Raw genomic sequence first — 20,574 nt, forward strand, 5'->3', positions numbered from 1 at the left:
CCGGCTCCTCTAATCAAGGCGCAGGACAAGGGGGTCTGGATGCGCATTCTCATCACCAACGACGACGGGATCAACGCGCCGGGGTTGGCGGTCCTGCACGATATCGCGACCGAGATCGCGGGCGCCGGAGGCGAGGTCTGGACCGTCGCCCCGGCCTTCGAGCAATCGGGCGTCGGGCATTGCATCAGCTACACCAAGCCGATGATGATCGCCGAACTGGGAGAACGCCGCTTCGCCGCGGAGGGCTCGCCCGCCGATTGCGTGCTTGCGGGGCTGCACGACGTGCTGGCCGAGGCGCCGCCCGACCTCGTTCTGTCGGGCGTCAACCGCGGCAACAACTCGGCCGAGAACACGCTCTATTCCGGCACCATCGGCGGGGCGATGGAGGCGGCGCTGCAGGGCGTGCCCTCGATCGCGCTGTCGCAATTCCTCGGGCCCGGCACCGAGGGGCTGGAAAACCCGTTCGAGGCCGCGGCGCGGCATGGCGCGGGCGTCGTGCGGTCGCTGATCGAGCACGCCCGGTGGCAGGTCGGCCCCTACCGGACCTTCTTCAACGTGAACTTCCCGCCCTGTGCCGCCGCCGCGGTGAAGGGGACACGCGTCGCCACGCAGGGCTTTCGCGACGACACCCGCTTCTCGGTCGAGCCGCACCGCTCGCCCGCGGGGCGGCGGTTCCTGTGGATCAAGGGCGGGCCGCAGCACCGCCCGACCGCGCCCGGCACCGATGCCGCGCTGAACCTGGAGGGCTACGTCTCGGTCACGCCGATGCGCGCCGACCTGACCGCGCATGACCTTGTGGCCGACCTCAGGGAGAAGCTGGGATGAGCGGCGAGGACGACCTTCCGCCCGGCGACCGCCCAACCGGTGACCGCCCAGCCGGTGACCGCGCGCCCGAGCCTTCCGAGAGCGAGGCCGAGCGCAAGATGCGCTTTCTCTACGCGATCCGCTCCAAGGGGGTCACCGACGCCCGGGTGCTGACGGCGATGGAACGGATCGACCGGGCGGCCTTCGTCAAGGGGCTGTTCTCGAACCGCGCCTATGAGGACATGCCGCTGCCGATCGCCTGCGGCCAGACCATCAGCCAGCCCTCGGTCGTGGGCCTCATGACCCAGGCGCTGCAGATCGGGCCGCGCGACAAGGTCCTCGAGGTGGGCACCGGGTCGGGTTACCAGGCCGCGATCCTCAGCCAGCTGTGCCGCCGCGTCTATACCGTCGACCGCCACCGCCGGCTGGTGCGCGAGGCGCAGGATGTGTTCGACCGGCTGGGGCTGACCAACATCACCGCGATGACCTCGGACGGCAGCTTCGGCCTGCCCGATCAGGCACCGTTTGATCGCATCCTCGTGACGGCCGCGGCCGAGGACCCGCCGGGCCCCCTCTTGGCCCAGTTGCGCGAGGGCGGTATCATGGTGCTGCCCGTCGGCCAGTCCGACGCGGTGCAAAGCCTGATCCGGGTGGTACGGACGCCCGCCGGGCTGGAATACGACGAACTTCGCCCGGTGCGCTTCGTGCCGCTGGTCGAGGGGCTCGGGCAGGAGTGACACGGGCCACGGCGCCCGACGCCCCTTCGCCCGCAGAGCAATTGAACCGCCGGGCACGACCCGGCACCGAAGGCAGAGGCGGCCCGGAGGGACCCGGGCGATAGGCAAGAGGCTGATTGATGACGAAGCGTTTTGGGGCGGCCCGCCCGCTGGTCCTGTGTCTGGCCGTCGCCGGCCTGTCCGCATGTGCGACCACCAACGACTGGGACCTGCGCGGCCCGCAGCAGGGGTTCGGCACGACCTCGGCGGTGCAACGCGCGATGGCGAGCCGGCCGCAGCCCGACAGCCGCGGCATCATCTCCTACCCCGATTACCAGGTCGCGGTGGCGCGGCAGGGCGACACGGTCAACGCCGTCGCCGCCCGCATCGGCATGAATCCGGCAGAGCTGGCCCGCTACAACGGTGTCGCCCCGAACGTGGCGCTGCGCGAGGGTGAGGTGCTCGCCCTGCCCGGCCGCGTGGCCGAACCCTCGGCGGCGACTGGCGCCTATGCCGGCGGCGGCAGCCAGGTGGGCAACCAGGTCGGTGGCAGCGGACAGATCGACATCTCGTCGCTCGCCAATTCGGCGATCGACCGCTCGCAGGGGCAGAACCCGCCCTCTTCGGGACCCGCGCCGTCAGGGATCCAGCAGGGTCAACAGCCGCTGCGCCACAAGGTCCAGCCCGGCGAGACCGCCTATTCCATCGCGCGGCTCTACAACGTTCCCGTCAAGTCGCTGGCCGACTGGAACGGCCTCGACAGCAACCTCGACGTGCGCGTCGGGCAGATCCTGCTGATCCCGGTGCCGAAGGCGGGCACGTCTCCCGCGCCGCAATCCTCGGGCGCCGGGGCCGCCGCCGCCGCCGGCGCGGGCGGCGCGATCTCGACCACCGCGGTGTCGCCGCCCGGCCGGCAGTCCCCGGTGGCCGAGCCGCCCTCGGCCTCCAAGCCGCTGCCGACCAAGACGCCGCCCGCCGCGGCCTCGACGCAGAAGGACATTCCCGCCTCGCCCGATCTGGGCAAGGACCGGACCGCCGCGTCGAACGCGCAATTCGCGATGCCGGTGCAGGGCAAGATCATCCGCGGCTACAACAAGGGCAAGTCCGACGGGATCGACATCGGCGCCCCTGCCGGCACCGCGGTGCATGCGGCGGACAGCGGCACCGTGGCCGCGATCACCCAGGATGTCGACCGCGTTCCGGTCATGGTGGTGCGCCACGCCAGCGGCGTGCTGACAGTCTATGCCAACATTGCCGACATCAAGGTGAAGAAGGGCGACAAGATCAAGCGCGGCCAGACCATCGCCGCCGTGCGCAAGGGTTCCCCCTCCTTCGTCCACTTCGAGGTGCGCAAGGGCTTCGACAGCGTCGACCCGATGCCCTATCTCCAGTGACGCGCCCTCCAGCGGTGCGCCTTGCGGTGACGGCCCGGCTTCGCTGACCGGGTCACCACCACCCTACCGGCCGGCGGCGCATTCCGGCCCATTCCCCGGGCCCCCGGCCCCGCGGCACAGTTTTGCAGAAAGGTCTCCCCATGCGGTTCATCATCCACGGTGTCGGCGCGGTCGGCGGCACGATCGCGGCAGAGCTTTCCCGGGCCGGGCATGAGGTTCTGGGGATCGCCCGGGGCGCCCAGCTCGAGGCCCTGCGCAGCGGCGGGCTGACTCTGCGCACGCCCGACGGCACCAGCCACGCCCGCTTTCCCTGCGTCGCGGCGCCCGACGAGATCGCGTTCCGCCCCGACGACGCGATCTTCCTTTGCATGAAGACGCAGGACACCATGGCCGCGCTGCAAAGCCTGCGCGCCGCGGGCGTGACCGATCAGCCGGTGTTCTGCACCCAGAACGGGATCGAGAACGAGCGGATGGCGCAACGGATCTTTCCCGACGTGCACGGCATCACGGTCCTGCTGCCGGCGCAGTTCCTGGTACCCGGGGAGGTGGCCTGCTTCGGCACGCCCAAGGTCGGCCTTCTCGACATCGGGCGCTTTCCCTCGGGTATCGACGATACCGACCGCGCCGTCGCCGCGGCCTTTGCCGGCACCGGGATCGAGGCGCAGACGCTCGACGACGTGATGCGTGCCAAGAACGGCAAGCTTCTGGTGAACCTCGCCAATATCGTCGGCGCGGCGTTCGGGGACGGGGCCGACACCAAGAAGATCAAGGCGCGGGTCCAGGCCGAGGGCGAGGCCGTTCTGACCGCCGCGGGCTTTGGCTGGGACGACGTGATGAACGACCCCCGGCGCGAGACGCACCTGCGCTTCGGCGAGGTGGCGGGGGTGGACCGCGCCGGGAGTTCCTCTGCCCAGAGCCTGGCGCGTGCCGCCGGGTCGATCGAGACGGATTACCTGAACGGCGAGATTGCCCTGCTCGGCCGTCTTCATGGCGTGCCGACCCCGGCCAACTCCTGGCTTGCGGCGCTTGCCGCGCGGCTGGTGCGCGAGGGGTCGGGCCCCGGCTCGGTGCCGGTGGAGGCCTTCACCAGCGCCATGCGCGGCGCCTGACGCCCGGCCTTTCCTCGCCGCAGACCCCGCTGGAAGGTCGTGCGCCTGGCGTGCAAACGGTGCGCCGCCGCCTCGTCGTTCCGGCCGAATCCTGCTGGCGGGCACTGTCCGGCGCGGCGCCCGCAACGCCCGACCGCCAGTTTTTTCCGAAATCCGATCCCACGCTGCCGGGCGATGCAACCCGCCCCGCGGCAGTTGAAACAGCAAACCCCTTCGCGCGCGAACGCGTAACGATGCGTTCCGGTTCCCCTCACCCGTGACCAAATCATTGTGAGCGGCAGACGGTTGCCGACCGGGGCACGAGCTTGTTACTCACCCGCCCGATGGCCGGGAGAGATCACATCAACTCGACCGTGTCCGCGCCTCGGGCGCCGGACACCAGAACGGGCGGCGCGCGCCTTACCCCTTGCGGGTGCGGTGCGGACGACGCGCCCGATCCCGACCGATCCGTCTGCAACGACAAGAAGGAATTCGACATGCGGAAGATCACGCTTCTCGCAGCCGCCGGCGCGGCTGCCCTGTTCTCGGGCGTCTCGGCCCAGGCACAGGATGCAAAGCCTGCCGAATGCGGCGACATCTCGATCGCCCAGATGAACTGGGCCGCCGCCGAGGTCACCACCAACATCGCCAAGTTCATGCTGGAACAGGGCTATGGCTGCCACGTCAGCCTGGTCAAGTCCGACACGATCCCGGCGATCACTTCGGTGGCCGAGAACGGCCGCCCGGACGTGGTGACGAACCTCTGGCTGAACTCCGCCGGCGACGCCTACAAGAAGCTTGAAAAATCCGGCAAGATCAAGCGCGTGGCGCAAGTTCTTAAACCCGGCGGCGTCGAGGGGTGGTGGATCCCCGCCTACCTCGCCAAGGAGCATCCGGAACTCAAGACGATCAAGGGCGTGATGGCGCACCCCGACTGGGTCGGCGGGCGGTTCAACAACTGCCCCGACGGCTGGGGCTGCCGCGTGGTGAACGACAACCTGATCAAGGCGCTCGACCTCGAGAAATCGGGTATCAAGGTGTTCAACCACGGCTCGGGTCAGACGCTGGCCTCGTCGCTGGGCGCCGCCTACACCGACAAGAAGCCGTGGTTCGGCTACTACTGGGGCCCGACTGTCGTGATGGGCAAGTACAAGATGGTCCGCGTGAAGCTGGGCGATTTTGACAAGGCCGAGTTCGCCAAGCTGCAGAACAAGGACACCAAGGATCCCAAGGTCTCGGACTTCCCGGCCGCGCCGATCCTGACCGCGGTGACCTCCAAGTTCGCCAAGTCGCACCCGGGCATCACCGACTTCTTCTCGAAGATGACCTTCAAGACCGACACCATGTCGAAGCTTCTCGCCTGGCAGGACAAGAACAAGGCCAACGCGCAGGAGACCGCGGTGCACTTCATCACCAGCTACCAGGACACCTGGAAAAGCTGGCTGTCGCCGGAGGCCGCGAAGAAGCTGGCCAAGATCTCCAACGGGTGAGGACCCGCGTGCGCCGCAACGAGGCGCACACCCTCGGGACGGGGCCGGATGCCGGCCTCGTCCCTCTCTCATTTGAAACAACATGGACGGGACCGCAGCCGCGGTAACCCGCAAGGCGGATGGCAGCTTACGAATCCCTCTTCGCAACCCTCGGACTGAAAGGCTGGTGCCACGCCGGCGAAAGCGGCAGCGGCATGATGTCGATGGCCGACCTCATCGCCAAGACCGACGGCACCCACGCCACGGGCCCCTCGGCCTGGAACTGGCCGTTCCCGTCGCTCGACGTGCTGAACAAGGCCTGTCCGGCGATCCCGCCCTCGCGCGACGTGACGCAGGGGCTGGAACAGGGGTTCCTGGCGATCCGGGGCGGCCTGCGGCTGATCATCGACCCGCTGACACAGCCGCTCAGCTGGATGCTGCGCGACATGCTTTGGGTGATGACCCAGACGCCGTGGTGGATCGTGATCCCCGTGCTGATGCTGATCACCTGGGTCGTGACGCGGTCGTGGCGGCTGGTGGCGTTCGTGCTGATCTCGATCGGCATCCTCGCCTTCATCAACCATTACACCGCAGCGATGGAGACGCTGGCGATCATCTTCGTCTGCGCCTTCATATGCGTGCTGTTCGGCGTGCCGATTGGCATCGCCATGTCCCGCAGCGACCGGTTGCAGCGCATCGTGATCCCGATCCTCGACATGCTGCAGACGCTGCCGCCCTTCGTCTACCTGATCCCGCTGATCTTCCTGTTCTCGGTGACGGAGCCCAAGCTCTACGGCATCGCGATCATTCTCTACGCCATCGTGCCGGTGGTGCGGCTGACCGACCTTGGCATCCGCCTCGTCGACAAGGACGTGATCGAGGCGGCCGACGCCTTCGGCATGACGGCGCGGCAAAAGCTGTTCGGGGTGCAGATCCCGCTGGCGCTGCCCAACATCATGGCCGGCGTGAACCAGACGATCATGATGAGCCTCGCCATGGTGGTGATCGCCTCGCTGGTCTCGGCTCCGGGTCTCGGCGTCCTCGTCCTGCGCGGCATCCGCTCGCTGGAACTGGGCGTGGGTCTGGTCGCGGGCTTCGGCATCGTGATCCTCGCGATCCTGCTGGACCGCGTGACGAAGGCCTCGCTCGCCCGCATCGACAACAGCCAGAGCCGGCGCTGAGGAGATGGTCATGACCAAGCAAGAAAAAGACATCAAGGTCTCGATCCGCCATCTTTACAAGATCTTCGGCGACGATCCTCAAGCGGCGATGGAAGATGTGAAGGCCGGCATGGGCAAGCCGGAACTGCTTGAGACCCGGCAGCACGTGCTGGGCCTCAACGACATCAACACCGACATGCGGCGGGGCGAGATCACAGTGATCATGGGCCTGTCCGGCTCGGGCAAGTCGACGCTGATCCGCCACCTCAACCGGCTGATCGAGCCCACGGCGGGCGAGGTTCTGGTGGATGGCGAGAACATCCTCGACTGGAACGAGACGCGGCTGAGGAAGCTGCGCCGCGAGCAGATGTCGATGGTGTTCCAGAAGTTCGCCCTGCTGCCGCACCGCACCGTGCTGGAGAATGCGGGCATGGCGCTTGCGACCCGCGGCATCTCGAAGGCGGATTTCGAGACCGAGGCGAACAAGTGGCTCGACCGGGTGGGCCTTGGCGGCTACGGCGGGCAGTACCCGCACCAGCTGTCGGGGGGCATGCAGCAGCGGGTGGGCATCGCCCGGGCGCTGACGTCGAATTCCGACATCATGCTGATGGACGAGGCGTTCTCCGCGCTCGATCCGCTGATCCGCACCGATATGCAGGATCTGCTGCTCGAGTTGCAGGGAGAGCTGCACAAGACCATCATCTTCATCACCCACGACCTGGACGAGGCGCTGAAGCTGGCCGATCACCTGGTGATCCTGAACGACGGGCGCGTCGTGCAGCAGGGCGAGCCGCAGCACATCCTGCTGAACCCGGCCGATCCCTACATCGAGGACTTCGTGGCCGACATCAATCGCGCGCGGGTGCTCCGGGTGCGGTCGGTGATGACCGAGGGCGCGCCGGAGGGCGACATCTCGGGCGAGGTGGACGAGAACGACAACCTCGAAAGCGTCATCGCCAAGGCCGAGGGCGCGCTGGATCGCCACTTCCGCGTGATGCGCGAGGGGGCGCCTGTCGGCAGCCTTGCCATGCCCGCTATCATGCGCGCGCTGGTGCCCGCGCGATCCTCGGGCGAGACGGCCAAGCGCTGACATGCCCGCGGCCCCGGGCACCTCGCCCGGGGCCGCGCTTTTCCATCCCTCCGGCCCCGGTCTACCGGGGGTTAGGGGCGGGAACGGCCCGGCCGCGGCGGTGGGATCGGGCGCCTACCCCTCCTCCGACCCTTCGGCCGTCCACTCGGGCACGACCGACGCGGCGATGCTGGCGTCCAGCGCCTCGACCTCGTTGAGGCCGATCAGGTCGTACAGCTCCTGCCGCGTCTGCATCTCGCCGATCATCGCGCCGACTTCTCCGTCGCGCGCAAGCGCCGAATAAAGCCGCTCCTGCGCCTTGTTCGCCACCCGAAGCGACGAGACCGGCCAGATCACCATGTCATAGCCCAGCTCCTCGAACGCCGCCGCGCTCAGCGCCGGGGTGCGGCCGAATTCGGTCATGTTCGCCAGAAGCCTGACGCCCGGAAGCGCGGCCCGCACCTCGCGGAACATCTCGACGGAGGTCAGCGCCTCGGGAAAGATCGCGTCCGCCCCGGCCTCGAGGTAAAGCCGCGCGCGCGCCACCGCGCCCTCGATCCCCTCCGAGGCCGCCGCATCGGTGCGCGCGATCACCACGAGGTCGCGCGCCGCACGACGTGCCGCGGCCACCTTCGCCGCCATCTCGCCGGGCGCAACAAGGCGCTTGTCGTTCAGGTGGCCGCATTTCTTGGGCAGGTGCTGATCTTCCAGATGCACGGCGCCCGCCCCCGCCTCCTCGAAGCTGCGCACCATGTGCATGACGTTCAGTGCCTCGCCATAGCCCGTGTCGCCGTCGATCAGCACCGGCAGGCCAGAGGCCCGGGCGATCTGGCGCAGGAAGAAACAGGCTTCGTCCACCGTCAGAATGCCGAGATCGGGGATCCCCATCGAGGCCGTCATCGCAGCGCCCGAAAGGTAGAGCGCGTCGAACCCCGCGGCCCGGGCCTGCAGCGCCGCCATGCCGTTCTGAGCGCCGGGCAGCCGCAGGATCCCCGGCTGGTCGAACAGCGCGCGAAAGCGTCGACCCGCGGTCTCATGGGGAAGATCATCGGCGAGGAGGTAGGTCATGACAGGCTCCGCTCTGACCGGGCGGCGGCCCCGGCAACCGGGACAGGAGCTAGCGCCCCGTCCGGCCCCGGCGACCGCCCACCGCACCCCTCGCGCTTTCGTGTGCCATGGCCGCCGCTGCCGCGGGCGCCGGGGGTGCCGCGCGTTCAGGCCGGAAGCACATCGACCGGAAGCATGTCGGACGGCACCGGCGCAGACTGCCACAGCCCGGCCAGAAGCACGGCCCAGCCGTCGCGCGTGGCAACCTCCGGCTCCGCGCCCGCGCCCCCGCCGGTGTCGGTGTCGGTGTCGGAAGTGGCGACGGAGTGGCTCTGCGCCAGTCCGGCGATCGCCTCGCTCCATTGCCCGACCGAAAGGCCCGCGACCCGCGTAGCGCCCGGGCCAAGCGGCCCCCGCAGCCCGTCGGTGGCCGAGACCACCAGCCTGCGGCCCGCCACCAGCGCCTCGCGCGCGACAAGACCGAAGGGCTCCCAGCGCGAGGGCATCAGCACCACATCCGCCGCCGCATAGGCCGCGTTCGGCGCAGGCGCGTGGCCCTCGAAGGTGATCCGCGCATCCCCGGCAGCCAGCGCCCGCAGGGCAGCGCCCTCGGGGCCCTCGCCGAAGATCTTCAGGCGCAGGTCCGGCCCTTCCACCGCGCGGAAGGCGGCAATCGCCACGTCGAAGCCCTTCTGCCGGTCGAGGCGCCCGATCAGCGCGAAGGTCCGCGCCGGGTCCGCGGCCGCGTCAACCGCCCGGAACGGCGCGAAATCGACGCTCGGCGGCACCACCGACAGCACACCCGGGGCGACCAGCCCGTGCCGGTCCATCCATCCGGCCTGCTCCGCGCTCACCGCCGCGACCCGGTCGAAGAGCGCATAGCCCGCGCGCAGGAGGGTGAGAAAGCGCCGCCGTGCGCGGACGTTCGCCGCGACGAAACCCTCGCAATAGCTGTGCTCGACATGGATGAGCGGGGTGCCGGCATGCCGCGCGCGCAGCGCCATCAGCCCCGGCAGGCCGCGCCAGGTGATCGTCAGGTGCGACACGATGATGTCGGCCTCCACGCTCACCGATGCAGGGCGGCTGCGCGGCACCGGCACGATCCGATGCGTGCCGAGCGCGGCCATGCCCGTGTCGGCGGCGATGAACGCGAGGTAGCGCGAGACACCGCCGGGCGTGGTGTCGTCGACCAGGTGGGCGATGCGGGGAAGACGGGCGGCGGGGGTGCGGATCTGGAAGGTCATGTCAGGCGCCTTTCGGACGATGGGTGGCTTGGGCAAAGCGGGGCAGCCCGCCGGTGACGGCGACCACGGCCGAGGCCGCGAGGGTCGCGAGGGTCTTCACGGGTTCCTCGGCCAGCGGACGGCGCGACGCCGCCATGGCACGGGCCGAGAGCGCCAACGCGCGGCGCCCGTCGCCCGCGCTGACCGCCCGACGGGCGAGGTAGCGCAGCTGGTAGGCACGGGCCGCCGGGGTGTTACGGGCAAAGAACGCGGGCGCGACCGGGGTCAGCTTGGCAACCATCCGTTCCCAGCTTTCGTATTGCCGCGCGGTGCCGGCCGACAGCCCGCCGCCTGCGATGCGGTAGCGCGTCAGAAGGCCCGGGATCCCCGCGACCTCCCAGTCCGTGGTCAGCATCAGGCGCAGCCAGCACTCGACATCCTCGGACTGACGGAAGCTCTCGTCGAACCACCAGTCGCGCAGGCTCTCGCCCGCCGGCCGCCAGGCGATCGCGTCCAGCGCCGCGCGCCGCATGACCGGAGCGGAACCGTTGCCGACCGGGTTGCGCCGGAACAGGTGCGCGGCGGTGACGCCCGACAGCCGCGGCTTCTGCGCAAGGCCCAGCGGGCGGCCCACCTCGTCGATCAACTCCGAGCCGGAATAGCTCAGCCCGACCTCCGGCGCCGCGGTGAGGTGCTCGACATGGCGGGCAAGCTTGGCCGGGCGCCACAGGTCGTCGGCGTCGCAAAAGCCGATGAACTCGCCCCGGGCGGCGGCGATGCCGCTGTTGCGCGCCCCTGCAAGGCCGCGGTTCGGCTGCTGGACCAGGCGGATGCGGCGGTCGCCGATGCCGCGTACGACCGCGGCGGTGCGGTCGGTCGCGCCGTCGTCGACCACGACGATCTCGAAATCCGCATGGGTCTGGGCACAGAGGCTGCGCAGGGTGACGCCGATGGTACCGGCGGCGTTGTAGGCGGGAACGATGATGGAAGCCTGGGGCATGGGGGAAACCTTTCGGGAAGATCAGGAGGAGAACAGCCGCCGGCGCAGCCGCGCGGGCATCAACGGGGCGGACAGCGCCGCGGCCAGGGTCGGCACCCCGCGCCGTGCGGGAGAGAGGAAGCCGCGCGGGCTGGTCAGCAGGCCACCAAGCGCCAGCGAAAGCGCCTCGCGCGCGGGGGCGCCGACGCGCAGCGCACGCCGCGCGAGGTAGCGCAGGTGGATCGCCTCGTCGCGCGGCAGCGGCCGGTGACCGAAGCGCGCGGCACTGGCCAGCGCCGCCGCCCTGCCCCGGCGCATCGCGGACAGGTCGGAGGACAGCCCGCCGACACTGGTGCGGTACATCACCACGAGGGTATCCAGGCCGACGACGCGGTGCCCCGCGCCCACCAGACGGATCAGCCAATCGAGATCCTCGTTATGCACGATCGCCGGATCGAAGCCGCCGGTCCGGGCAAAGACCTCGCGCCGGACGCAAAGGTTCGACAGCGTGCAGACCGGGTTCTCGCCCAGCAGTTGGGCGACCGTCAGATCACCCGCCCGGACGGTCGAGGTCGCGGTGCTGCGGGCGCCATCGAAGAAGGCGATCCTGCCGAAGCACCCCGCGACCTCCGACGCCGCCATGGTGCGGTGGGCGAGGTCAAGCTTGCCGGGCAGCCACAGGTCGTCGGCATCGCAGAAGGCGAGGATCTCGCCCCGGGCCGCGCCGATCGCAAGGTTGCGCGCCGTGCTAGGCCCCTTGCCGGGGTTGGCAAGGGCGCGGAACCGCGGGTCGGCCGCAGCGGCCCCGGCGATCAGCGCGGGCGTCGCGTCGGTGCTGCCGTCGTCGACCAGCAGGCATTCCCAATCGGCGAAGCTCTGGCGGCGGAAGCTTTCCAGCGTGGCGGCCAGGGTCGCGGCGGCGTTGTAGCACGGCACGACGATGGTGAAGCGGGGGGCGGACATCTCAGGCAATCCTCCGGGTCGGGCCGCGCAGCAGCGGCAGAAGCGTGGGCAGGGCGGCACCGGTCTGCACGATCAGGCTGACGCCAAGGTAGCCCCAGGCCACGGCGGCAAGGCCGTGCGGCGCCATCAGCGCGGTGTTCGCGGCAAGCGCGGTGGTAAGCATCACGGTCAGGCCGAATTCCACCCCCGGGCGGTCCTCGGCCCGCAGCCATTGCGCGGCGGCCGACCAGATCACGCCGGGGATCGCGGCGAGGCAGAGGATCGCGACGATCTCCTCGACGCCCGACCAGCGCGGCCCCAGCAGAAGCGGCACGTAGATCGGCGCGGCCAGCGCTTGCAGGATCACGACGGGGGTGATCAGGGCGACGCTCGCCCCCAGCGCGCGGCGCAGCGCGGCGGCGCGGTCACGGGCGGCGCACAGATGCGGAAAGAGCGCGACCGAGAAAGCCTGTGCGAACGAGGTTGCAAGCCCCAGCCCCGCGTTGAAGGCCATGAAGTAGAGCCCCAGCGCCTCGGGCCCCATCAGCGCGCCGACGACCAGCTTGTCGAGCTGCATCCGGAACGCCTTGACCACCTCGACGCCCAGCACCGGCGCACCGAAGCGCAGGAACGGCGCGTAGGGCGCGGGCGCCACGCTGGGGTCGGGCCGCCAGGGCATCAGGCGACGCATCGCGACAAGCCAGATCGGCGCGGCCAGCAGGCGCGGCGCCACCAGCGCGAGCGGCCCGGGCATGACCAGCACCAGCAGCGCCGACATCACGTTCGCGCCGACCACCTGGCCCCCGGCGATCGCCGCCGTCTCGCGCATCCGGCCCGCCCGCATCGCCAGCGCGCATTGCACAAGGCCCGCAGGCATGAACAGGTATTCCGCCGCCAGGATCACCAGCAGCGCCAGGAACAGCGCGTCGCCCCAGATGGCATAGGCAACCAGCCCGACACCGACCTGCAGCGCGAAGAGGCCCAGGCACCAGGCCCAGAAGATCCGGTGCGCGCTGCGCGCGACCGCGGCCAGCCGATCCGCCGGGGCGGCGATGATGCGCTGCCCGACGCCATTCTCGGTCAACGCCTTGAGGATGTCGGCGGCGGCAAGGGCGGCGGCGGCAAGGCCGATCTCGGCGGCGTTCATCGACCGCGCCACCGCCAGCACCACCAGGAGACGCGAGGCCTTGGCGGCCACTTCCGACACCGCATAGGCCGTGAGGCTGCGGGCGAAGCTCTGTCTTTGCGGGGTCGGGTCCATTTCGGCCTCCGGTTGTGCCGGGGCGTTCCCCGGCGGTCGGGTTCGTTGATAGCGCCCGTGCCGGGGGCCTGTCGTGGTCGCGGGGGGATGTCGGGGATGCCCGGTTGTCCCGCCCCCTACCCGAACGGATTAGGCGGGTCTCCGCAGGAACCGCTATCTGTCGGGGCCAAAAACGCGTTACACATCCTTCAGTTGTCCTGCGAAACCCGGAGACCCCGCATGATCCGTCGCCGCTCCGGCAGCCCCCGCACCGCGGTCCTGAGCGCCAGCCTGCTGGCCCTGACCGCCGGCTGCGCGCCGCTGCCCCACGCCGCCAATGTCGAGCCGGTCGCCCGGGGTCGGGCCTACGAGGCCCAGTACCGCGACATCCCGACATCGGGCGAGGTCGCACCGGTCGGCAGTTCCCACATGCTCAACCTGGCGCAGTGCAAACCCTATTCGGAGGGCAGCAAGGCGCCGGGCCGCCTGCCCTCGGCCCTGGCCAGCGAGACGCTGTCGCCCGACGACCTGCTCAGCCTGCGTCTACACGGCGACGACACGTTCACCGGCGATTACGTGGTGTCGCGCGACGGCACGCTGAAACTGCCCTATCTGCCGTCGATCCCCGCGCGGGGCCGCAGCACCGATGCGGTGCGCCGGGATATCGTCGCGGCGCTGGAAAAGGGCGGCTTCTATGATGCCGAGACACCACCGCGGGTCTCGCTGCTGGTGAAGGATTTCGCCCCCGCCTCGGTTGCCGTTTCGGGCGCGGTGTTCGAACCCCATGTGGCCGAGATCGGCGGCGTCTCCTCCGACCAGCGCGACACGCTGCGCGAGAATGCGCTTGGCGCCTCGACGCGGGGGCGCGACCTGTCTGTCGCCCTGCGCGCCGCGGGCGGGGTGCGCCCGGATGCCGACCTGTCCGACGTGACGGTGATCCGCGGCGGGCACCGCTACCGGCTGGACCTGCGTGGCGCGATCACCGGCCGCGGCTTCGACGATGCCATGCTGGCGACCGGCGACAAGGTGATCGTGCCCTCGCGCGGCTGCTTCCAAGAAGACCTCATGCAGCCCAGCCCGATAAGCCCGCCGGGCATCCGGCTGTTCCTGTCGAACCTGACCGCCCCCGCCACGGGCAACGCCCCCTCGGCCATTGGCCGCGAGGTCCGCGAGGTGCCCTATGGCACCCGCTTCCTGCAGGCCGTCGTCAACGCGAACTGCGTTGGCGGCGCGCGTGCGACCAGCGCCGACCGCTCCGCCGCCCTGTTCACGCGCAACCCGATCACCAAGGTCTCGGCCGTGATCGAGCGCAAGGTCGAGGTGATGCGCAGCCGCGCCGACCGTGACGAGTTCGATCCCTACCTGCTGCCGGGTGATGCCATCGCCTGCTACGACAGCGGCGCCACCAACCTGTTCGAGATCGGCCGCCTGATCGGTGTGTTCCGCTAGAGCCGCCGGCGTTTCCTCAGGCGCCATCCGTTCTGGCGCCATCCGTTCTGGCGCCGCCCGTCAGGCGGCGCAGCGGCGGCGCAGGCCGGTCACGCTGTCGGACCAGAGCGCGGGCAACCGCCGGAGCCGCTGGCGATCCAGCGGTTGGCCGCGTTTCAGGGCGGTCTCGATCTCGACCAGCTCGGCCCTGAGCGCGGAAAGACCGAAATTCCCCGCGCTGCCCGCAAGATGGTGCACATCGCCCCGCAGGTCCGTATCGCCAAGGTCCCTGCCCTCGCCCAGCCGAGCGACCAGAGCATCGGCCTCGGCGACCAGCATGTCCAGAAGCCGCAGCCGCTCGGGCCGGGGCAGGATCTCGCACAGCGCGGCAATGCGGGCGTCGTCGATCAGCGGCAGCCGCACCTCCGGGGGTGCCGTTCGCCCCTCGTCGGGCACGGTCCCGGCCCCGGGCGCGCCGGGCATCAGGGCGGCAAGCTCGTTGCGCAGGTCCTCGCGGTCGAGCGGCTTGCTGACGTGACGCTCCATCCCGGCGGCTTGATAGCGGGCGATCTCCTCGGGCAGCGCATGGGCGGTGACGGCGATGATCGGCACGTCGACCGAGGCGCCCCCGTTCAGGCGGATCTGGCGCGCCGCCTCGTGCCCGTCCATCACCGGCATGGAGATATCCATCAGGATCACGTCGAACCGTTTCAGCCTTGCCCAGTCGACACCGGCCCGGCCGTCGGCGGCCTCGGTCACGACATGGCCGTCGGCCTCGAGCATCTCGCGCGCGATGGCGCGGTTGATCTCGTTGTCCTCGACCAGCAGAACTTCCAGCGGCCCGACCGGTGCGCGCGGACCGGCAACGCCCCGCCCCGCCGGCCCGCCGTCGCCCGCCACGGTGCCCGCAACCGCCCCCTCCGCGACATGGTCGAGCGGAAGCCGAAGCCAGAACAGGCTACCCTCGCCCAGTTCGCTCTCGACCCCGATCTCGCCGCCCATCAGGTGGGCAAGACGGCGCGAGATGCCGAGGCCCAGGCCGGTGCCGCCGGATTGCCGCGAATAAGAGGAATCGAGAGTTTCGAAGTCGCTGAAGATCCGGTCCTGATCCTCGGGCGCGATGCCGATTCCGGTGTCGATCACCCGGAACTCGATCTCGGCGCCCTTGCGGCCCAGCCACTCCACTTCGATCGTCACCGTGCCGCCCCAGGTGAACTTCAGCGCGTTTCCGACGAGGTTGATCAGCACCTGCTTGAGGCGGCGCGGATCGCCGATCGCGGCGTCGATGCGGCGGCCCACCCAGACCCATTCCAGCTCGTTCCGGCGCTCGCCCGCCAGCGCGGCGGTGGTCTCGACTACACCATCGAGAAGCGCGGTCAGCCGGAACGACCGGTGTTCCACCTCCAGCTTTCCGGCCTCGTATTTCGACAGGTCGAGCACGTCGTTGACCAGCCCCAGCAGCAATTGCCCCGAGGCCTGCATCCGGCCCAGAAGTTCGCTTTGCCGCGGCGGCATCTCGACGTCGCGCATCAGCTGCATCGACCCCAGAAGCCCATTCAGCGGCGTGCGCATCTCGTGGCTCATCACCGCAAGGAAATCGGCCTTCGCCCGTTCGCTGGCGAGAGCGCGGTCGCGCGCGTCGGTAAGATTTTCCTCGGCCGCCTTGCGGTGCGAGATGTCGCGGATGAAGGCCACGAAGACCTCGTCCTCGCCGATCGTCACCCGGTCCACCGCAACCTCGGCGGGAAAGGACCGTCCGCTGCGGTCCACCGCCGTCAGCTCGATCAGGCCGCGCGGCCCCGCCCCGCCGTCGCGGCGCCTGAGGTAGGACGCGAGCGCGGCGCGCGCCCTGTCGTCGCGCAGCAGGATCTCGGGCGCGCGGGCGCCGATCGCCTCCTCCGGGCGGTAGCCGAAGATCCGTTCGGCCGCCGGGTTGAATTCGCGGATCGTGCCGTCGCGGGTGGTCAGGACGATCGCATCGATCGAGGTTTCGACGATGCTGCGCATGCGGGTGGCGGAGGCCTGCACCTCACGGGCGCGAGCCTCGGCCAGCCCGGCGACCCGACGGAAGGCCGCGGCCAGCATCACCAGCCCGGCGACCAGAAGCAGCAGAAGGCCGGTCACCACCAGCAGCTTGTTCACCACCTGGCCGCGCCGGATGTCGGTCTTCTCGGCGAAGGCCATCAGCCCCGCCAGCGCGAGGTCATGCACCGGAACGGCCGCCGCCTCGGCCTGCCGCGCCAGCTGCGGCAGCCCGGCCCGGAGCGCCGCATCGCTGCCGTCGATCAGCGGCAGCGCCCCGTCGAGGAACGCCGAGACCTTCCGGCGCGGGGTCTCGAACGCCTCGCGCGCGCGCAGCAGCTCGAACGACTGGCCCTGCGCGAAGGTCTGGATCCGGCTGTAGAACACGTCGAAGTCACGCCTGAGCTCATCGAGAGTGTCCCGCCCGGCCTCCGCCCCCTCGATCGCCAGCCGCAGCCGCAGGAATTCGACATCGGCCTGCGCGATCGTCCACTGCACGTTGTCGGACTTGGCGGTGGAGATCGCGTCGATCTCCTGCAGCAGGATCCACGCCATGCCGACGATCAGCGCGAAGCAGACCGCCAGCGCGGTGATCGTGACGGCAACCCCCCGGCGCGAGGCCGCGATGGCCGCGCGGCTCCGGCCGGGGCCGGCAGCCGGGGACGCGGGGGAGGAGGAGGCAGCAGGCATCGCGGCGTCTTTCGTCTACTCCACCCGCAGCCTGTGCAATTGCCAGATCGAACGGGCATAGGTCAGTTCGGACTGAAAGCGCGGGGCGGAATCGTAGGGATAGATGATCCAGAGCGGTCCCTTGTCGCGCACCGACATGTCCTTGCCATCGCGCTGGAACGCGATGAGCGCTGCATCTTTCTGCCAGTCTTCCGGCGGAATTTCCACGGTGTAATCGTTCAGCGCGATCGCCTTGAGGTTGGTGCCATCGGCTTTCACCGCCTCCATCAGCCGATGAAGGCTGACGCCGGTGAAGGTGGGCGTGCCCTCGGTCCAGATCGTGCTGGTGCGGATCTTGGTGATGCCCAGCCCCTCGAGCATGGCGCGGTCGAACCGGGCGGTGCCGGCCCCGTTGGTGACGCCGATCTTGCCCGAGACGACCAGGATGACCGGGCCGGTCGGCTCGGGCAGGTCGGCGGCCCGTGCGGGGCCGGACAGTCCGGTCGCGGCAAGGCCGAGACCGAGGCAGAGGGCGGCGAGAAAGCGGCGCATGGGATCGTCCTTTGCTAGGAAGCGCGAGAGTTCGCGAATGAATGCCACGACCGCGGGCGCAGGTCTCGCCCGCGGTCGGATCGGGGACCTACCCGATCGGGTAGTCCGGGTGGGCGTGCCGGCGGGTCAGTGCCGGTCGGTCAGTGCAGGCGGGTCAGTGCCGGGGGTCAGTGCCGGCGCCAGTGGCCTGCGCGCGGCGGCTCAGTAGGCACCGCGCCCGCCAATGACCGCACGGAAGGTCAGCAAGATCAGCATCAGGTCCAGCAGGATGGTGCGCGACCGGGCATAGGCGATATCCATGTCGACCATCTTGTCGAAGCCGATGTCGGCGCGGCCGGACACCTGCCAGATCCCGGTCAGCCCCGGGCGCACCGCCAGCCGCGCCATCGCACGCTCGGGATAGGCGGCGACTTCCTCGGGCAGTGCCGGACGGGGCCCCACGATCGACATCTCGCCGCGCAGCACGTTGAGGATCTGCGGCAGCTCGTCGATCGACAGCCGGCGCAGGACGCGACCGATCCGCGTGACGCGGGGATCCTGGCGCGACTTGAAACACACCCCCTCGCGGTCGGAGGTCGCAAGCAGCGCGGCGCGGCGCGCCTCGGCGTCGGCATACATGGAGCGGAACTTGTAGAGCGTGAAGGTCTTGCCATCGCGCCCGACCCGGGTCTGGCGGAACAGGACCGGCCCGCGGCTCTCGGCCCGGATGGCCACCGCCAGGAGCAGGGCGAAGGGCGCAAGCGCCAACAGGGCGCCACCGGACAGCGCGATGTCCAGCGTCCGGCGCATCACCGCGGTGCCGTCGACCGGGGTCAGCGCATGGCGCGCGGCGCGGGCAAGGAAGATCCCGTTGCCCCAGAGGTAGCGCCCGGCCATGCGCCGCGGCTCCATCGCCAGGCGCCAGACCCATTCGCCGCGCAGCCGCCGCACCGTGGCCGGCGCGCGCCGCACCCGGCCCGACAGGAAATCGAACAGCGCACCGACGCCGAGGCAGATCCGGGCGTTGAGGCGGTCGGCATTGCGCGCCAGCCACAGATCCTGCTGCGGCACCCCGAGGGCGACCAGCACGATGTCGGGACGCGCCCGGTTGATCGCCGCGATCGCCACCGCTTCGTTACGCAGGCCGTCGTAGCCATCGCGGGTGCCCGCGATGCGCAGCCCAGGGATGTCGCGCGCCAGCTTTTCGGCCGCGGCCTCGGCCACGCCGGGTCGCGCGCCCAGCAGATAGACGCTGAGCCCGCGCTCGGCCGCGGTGGCAAGCAACGCCGGGGTGAAGTCGGTGCCGTTCAGGTTCGCCTCGAGCGGGGTGCCGCGCATCCGCGCCGCCAGCTCCACCCCGATGCCGTCGGGCAGCACCAGGTCGGCGGTGGCCAGCGCGTCGGCATAGGCGCTGTCACGCACCGCGACATTCGCGCAATGCGCGTTCAGAAAAGCCACGCGGCTGCGCTGGCCGGGGGTCAGCAGCTGCGCGATCACCGCATCCGCGCTGGCCGACACGAGGTCGATCCCGAACAGCCGCACACGCGGCAGAGTCACAGGTGCGGACGGCGCCGGAAGCCGCGTGCGCTGCGCCAGACGCAGCGGGGCATGGTCGCGGTTGGCGCCGGCGGTCGGCCGGGGGTCGAGCGCGGAAGGGCTAGTGGCCGAAGGGCCCGTGGTCGAAGGAATTGCGGCGGACGGGACTGTGGCGGAAGCGGGGCGGTTGGCAAGCGTGTGGGGCATCGGAACATCCATTTGTTGATGGACCGAGCATCACGACGCGGTGATTTCCGCTCAATATATCGGCAGGACAGGTATCGGGCGCGGCTGGGGCTGCCTGCGGCGCAACCAGGGCGCCACCCCGCCCGAGCGGCGCCGCATTCCCGCCCGAGAGAACAGGCCACCTACCCGATCGGATGGGCGCCATCTCCCGTCGCCGCCATTCTTTCGCCAGAAATGAAATGTTAAACTATAGGTTGTCCGGCCGGCGACGACTCTGTCGCCCGGGCGGATTCGTGCCCAACGGATTGTCTGCCTAACGGATTGCCAGCGACCGCCATGACGATGACGATGCGAACCATGACTGACCAGAACGCCGATTCGGGACGCCCGGCACGCGCGCTTGCGGGCTGTCGCGTGCTGATCGCCGACGATCATGACCTGTTCCGCGAGACGCTTTCGCTTTACCTTCAGATCGAGGGCAAGATGGAGGCCGTCCTGGCCGGGTCTCTCTCAGAGGCGCGCGAGATCCTTGACCGCGACACCGATTTCGACGTCGTTCTTCTTGATTACATGATGCCCGGGATGACCGGTCTTGACGGGCTGGTGGCGCTGCAGTCCGATTATCCCGGCCCGCGCTACGCGATCATCTCCGGCACCGCCTCGCGCGAGATCGCCGAGGAGGCGCTGGCCTGCGGCGCGGCCGGGTTTCTGCCCAAGACGCTGTCGGCCCGTACCCTGGTGAACGCGGTGCGGTTCATCGAGATGGGCGAGCAATACGCCCCGCTCGAATTCATGCGCGCCGAGGAGGCGCCCCATCCGCTGGCCGAGCAGCTGTCGCAACGCGAGATGGAAGTGCTGCGCTGCCTGACCGAGGGCAAGTCGAACAAGGAGATCGCCCGCGATCTCGACATCCGCGAACCCACGGTCAAGCTTCACCTCAAGACGCTGTTTCGCAAGATCGGCGCGAGCAACCGCACCATCGCGGCGATGATCGCGCGCGAACAGGGCCTGTTCTGACCTACCCGATCGGCTAGGGCCCTGGCGCGAACGTCCCTGCCGGGTAGCCCGCGG

General features: G+C 70.0%; 17 protein-coding genes. 9 read left to right on the forward strand and 8 right to left on the reverse strand.

Translation table 11 applies throughout. The features are described 5' to 3' along the window. Positions 1 to 39: 39 nt before the first annotated feature. The 7 genes from surE to CVV76_RS04325 all read left to right on the forward strand — a co-directional run bounded on the left by surE (position 40) and on the right by CVV76_RS04325 (position 7,721). Entirely contained in the window at positions 40 to 825 is a 786-nt protein-coding gene (surE, locus tag CVV76_RS04295) for a 5'/3'-nucleotidase SurE (RefSeq protein ID WP_102223377.1), read from the forward strand. Continuing rightward, positions 822 to 1,541 carry a protein-L-isoaspartate(D-aspartate) O-methyltransferase gene (locus tag CVV76_RS04300; protein WP_102223378.1) on the forward strand — a complete coding sequence of 240 codons (720 nt, stop codon included), beginning with the start codon at positions 822 to 824 and terminating at the stop codon, positions 1,539 to 1,541. The genes surE and CVV76_RS04300 overlap by 4 nt, the downstream gene beginning before the upstream one ends. Before the next feature lie 119 nt (positions 1,542 to 1,660). Beyond that, on the forward strand, positions 1,661 to 2,914 hold the full coding sequence (locus tag CVV76_RS04305) for a LysM peptidoglycan-binding domain-containing M23 family metallopeptidase (protein WP_102223379.1): 1,254 nt from the start codon (positions 1,661 to 1,663) through the stop codon (positions 2,912 to 2,914). Between the two features lie 140 nt (positions 2,915 to 3,054). After that, complete coding sequence (locus CVV76_RS04310; RefSeq protein WP_102223380.1) at positions 3,055 to 4,023, forward strand: ketopantoate reductase family protein; 969 nt, start codon at positions 3,055 to 3,057, stop codon at positions 4,021 to 4,023. 476 nt (positions 4,024 to 4,499) lie between these two features. Next, the gene (locus tag CVV76_RS04315) at positions 4,500 to 5,492 is read left to right on the forward strand and encodes an ABC transporter substrate-binding protein (protein WP_102223381.1); all 993 of its coding nucleotides are present in this window, start codon (positions 4,500 to 4,502) and stop codon (positions 5,490 to 5,492) included. A 119-nt stretch (positions 5,493 to 5,611) separates the two neighbouring features. After that, positions 5,612 to 6,652 carry an ABC transporter permease gene (locus CVV76_RS04320; RefSeq protein WP_102223382.1) on the forward strand — a complete coding sequence of 347 codons (1,041 nt, stop codon included), beginning with the start codon at positions 5,612 to 5,614 and terminating at the stop codon, positions 6,650 to 6,652. Positions 6,653 to 6,662: 10 nt separating this feature from the next. Beyond that, on the forward strand, positions 6,663 to 7,721 hold the full coding sequence (locus CVV76_RS04325; RefSeq protein ID WP_102223383.1) for a quaternary amine ABC transporter ATP-binding protein: 1,059 nt from the start codon (positions 6,663 to 6,665) through the stop codon (positions 7,719 to 7,721). Positions 7,722 to 7,835: 114 nt separating this feature from the next. On the opposite strand, the gene prpB is transcribed toward CVV76_RS04325, so the two are convergent. The 5 genes from prpB to CVV76_RS04350 all read right to left on the reverse strand — a co-directional run bounded on the left by prpB (position 7,836) and on the right by CVV76_RS04350 (position 13,152). Next, positions 7,836 to 8,768 carry a methylisocitrate lyase gene (gene prpB, locus CVV76_RS04330; protein WP_102223384.1) on the reverse strand — a complete coding sequence of 311 codons (933 nt, stop codon included), beginning with the start codon at positions 8,766 to 8,768 and terminating at the stop codon, positions 7,836 to 7,838. Between the two features lie 146 nt (positions 8,769 to 8,914). Then, complete coding sequence (locus tag CVV76_RS04335; protein WP_102223385.1) at positions 8,915 to 9,991, reverse strand: glycosyltransferase family 4 protein; 1,077 nt, start codon at positions 9,989 to 9,991, stop codon at positions 8,915 to 8,917. Position 9,992: 1 nt separating this feature from the next. Next, the gene (locus tag CVV76_RS04340) at positions 9,993 to 10,970 is read right to left on the reverse strand and encodes a glycosyltransferase family 2 protein (RefSeq protein ID WP_102223386.1); all 978 of its coding nucleotides are present in this window, start codon (positions 10,968 to 10,970) and stop codon (positions 9,993 to 9,995) included. Between the two features lie 21 nt (positions 10,971 to 10,991). After that, the gene (locus CVV76_RS04345) at positions 10,992 to 11,912 is read right to left on the reverse strand and encodes a glycosyltransferase family 2 protein (protein ID WP_102223387.1); all 921 of its coding nucleotides are present in this window, start codon (positions 11,910 to 11,912) and stop codon (positions 10,992 to 10,994) included. A gap of 1 nt (position 11,913) precedes the next feature. Next, on the reverse strand, positions 11,914 to 13,152 hold the full coding sequence (locus tag CVV76_RS04350; RefSeq protein WP_102223388.1) for an oligosaccharide flippase family protein: 1,239 nt from the start codon (positions 13,150 to 13,152) through the stop codon (positions 11,914 to 11,916). 219 nt (positions 13,153 to 13,371) lie between these two features. Here CVV76_RS04350 and CVV76_RS04355 point away from each other — a divergent pair, with 219 nt between their 5' ends. After that, positions 13,372 to 14,580: a polysaccharide biosynthesis/export family protein gene (locus CVV76_RS04355; protein WP_102223389.1), complete on the forward strand. Its 1,209-nt coding sequence runs from the start codon at positions 13,372 to 13,374 to the stop codon at positions 14,578 to 14,580. Positions 14,581 to 14,640: 60 nt separating this feature from the next. Here the strand turns inward: CVV76_RS04355 and CVV76_RS04360 are convergent, their stop codons facing one another. The 3 genes from CVV76_RS04360 to CVV76_RS04370 form a co-directional block, all read right to left on the reverse strand. Further along, positions 14,641 to 17,271 carry a hybrid sensor histidine kinase/response regulator gene (locus CVV76_RS04360; RefSeq protein WP_102223390.1) on the reverse strand — a complete coding sequence of 877 codons (2,631 nt, stop codon included), beginning with the start codon at positions 17,269 to 17,271 and terminating at the stop codon, positions 14,641 to 14,643. A gap of 15 nt (positions 17,272 to 17,286) precedes the next feature. Continuing rightward, complete coding sequence (locus CVV76_RS04365; RefSeq protein WP_102223391.1) at positions 17,287 to 17,802, reverse strand: oxidoreductase; 516 nt, start codon at positions 17,800 to 17,802, stop codon at positions 17,287 to 17,289. A gap of 201 nt (positions 17,803 to 18,003) precedes the next feature. Continuing rightward, the gene (locus CVV76_RS04370) at positions 18,004 to 19,338 is read right to left on the reverse strand and encodes a WecB/TagA/CpsF family glycosyltransferase (protein WP_233192708.1); all 1,335 of its coding nucleotides are present in this window, start codon (positions 19,336 to 19,338) and stop codon (positions 18,004 to 18,006) included. 522 nt (positions 19,339 to 19,860) lie between these two features. Here CVV76_RS04370 and CVV76_RS04375 point away from each other — a divergent pair. Next, the gene (locus CVV76_RS04375; protein WP_102223439.1) at positions 19,861 to 20,520 is read left to right on the forward strand and encodes a response regulator transcription factor; all 660 of its coding nucleotides are present in this window, start codon (positions 19,861 to 19,863) and stop codon (positions 20,518 to 20,520) included. Positions 20,521 to 20,574 lie beyond the last annotated feature (54 nt).

It is taken from the genome of Acidimangrovimonas sediminis, assembly GCF_002871005.1.
Lineage (GTDB): Bacteria > Pseudomonadota > Alphaproteobacteria > Rhodobacterales > Rhodobacteraceae > Acidimangrovimonas > Acidimangrovimonas sediminis.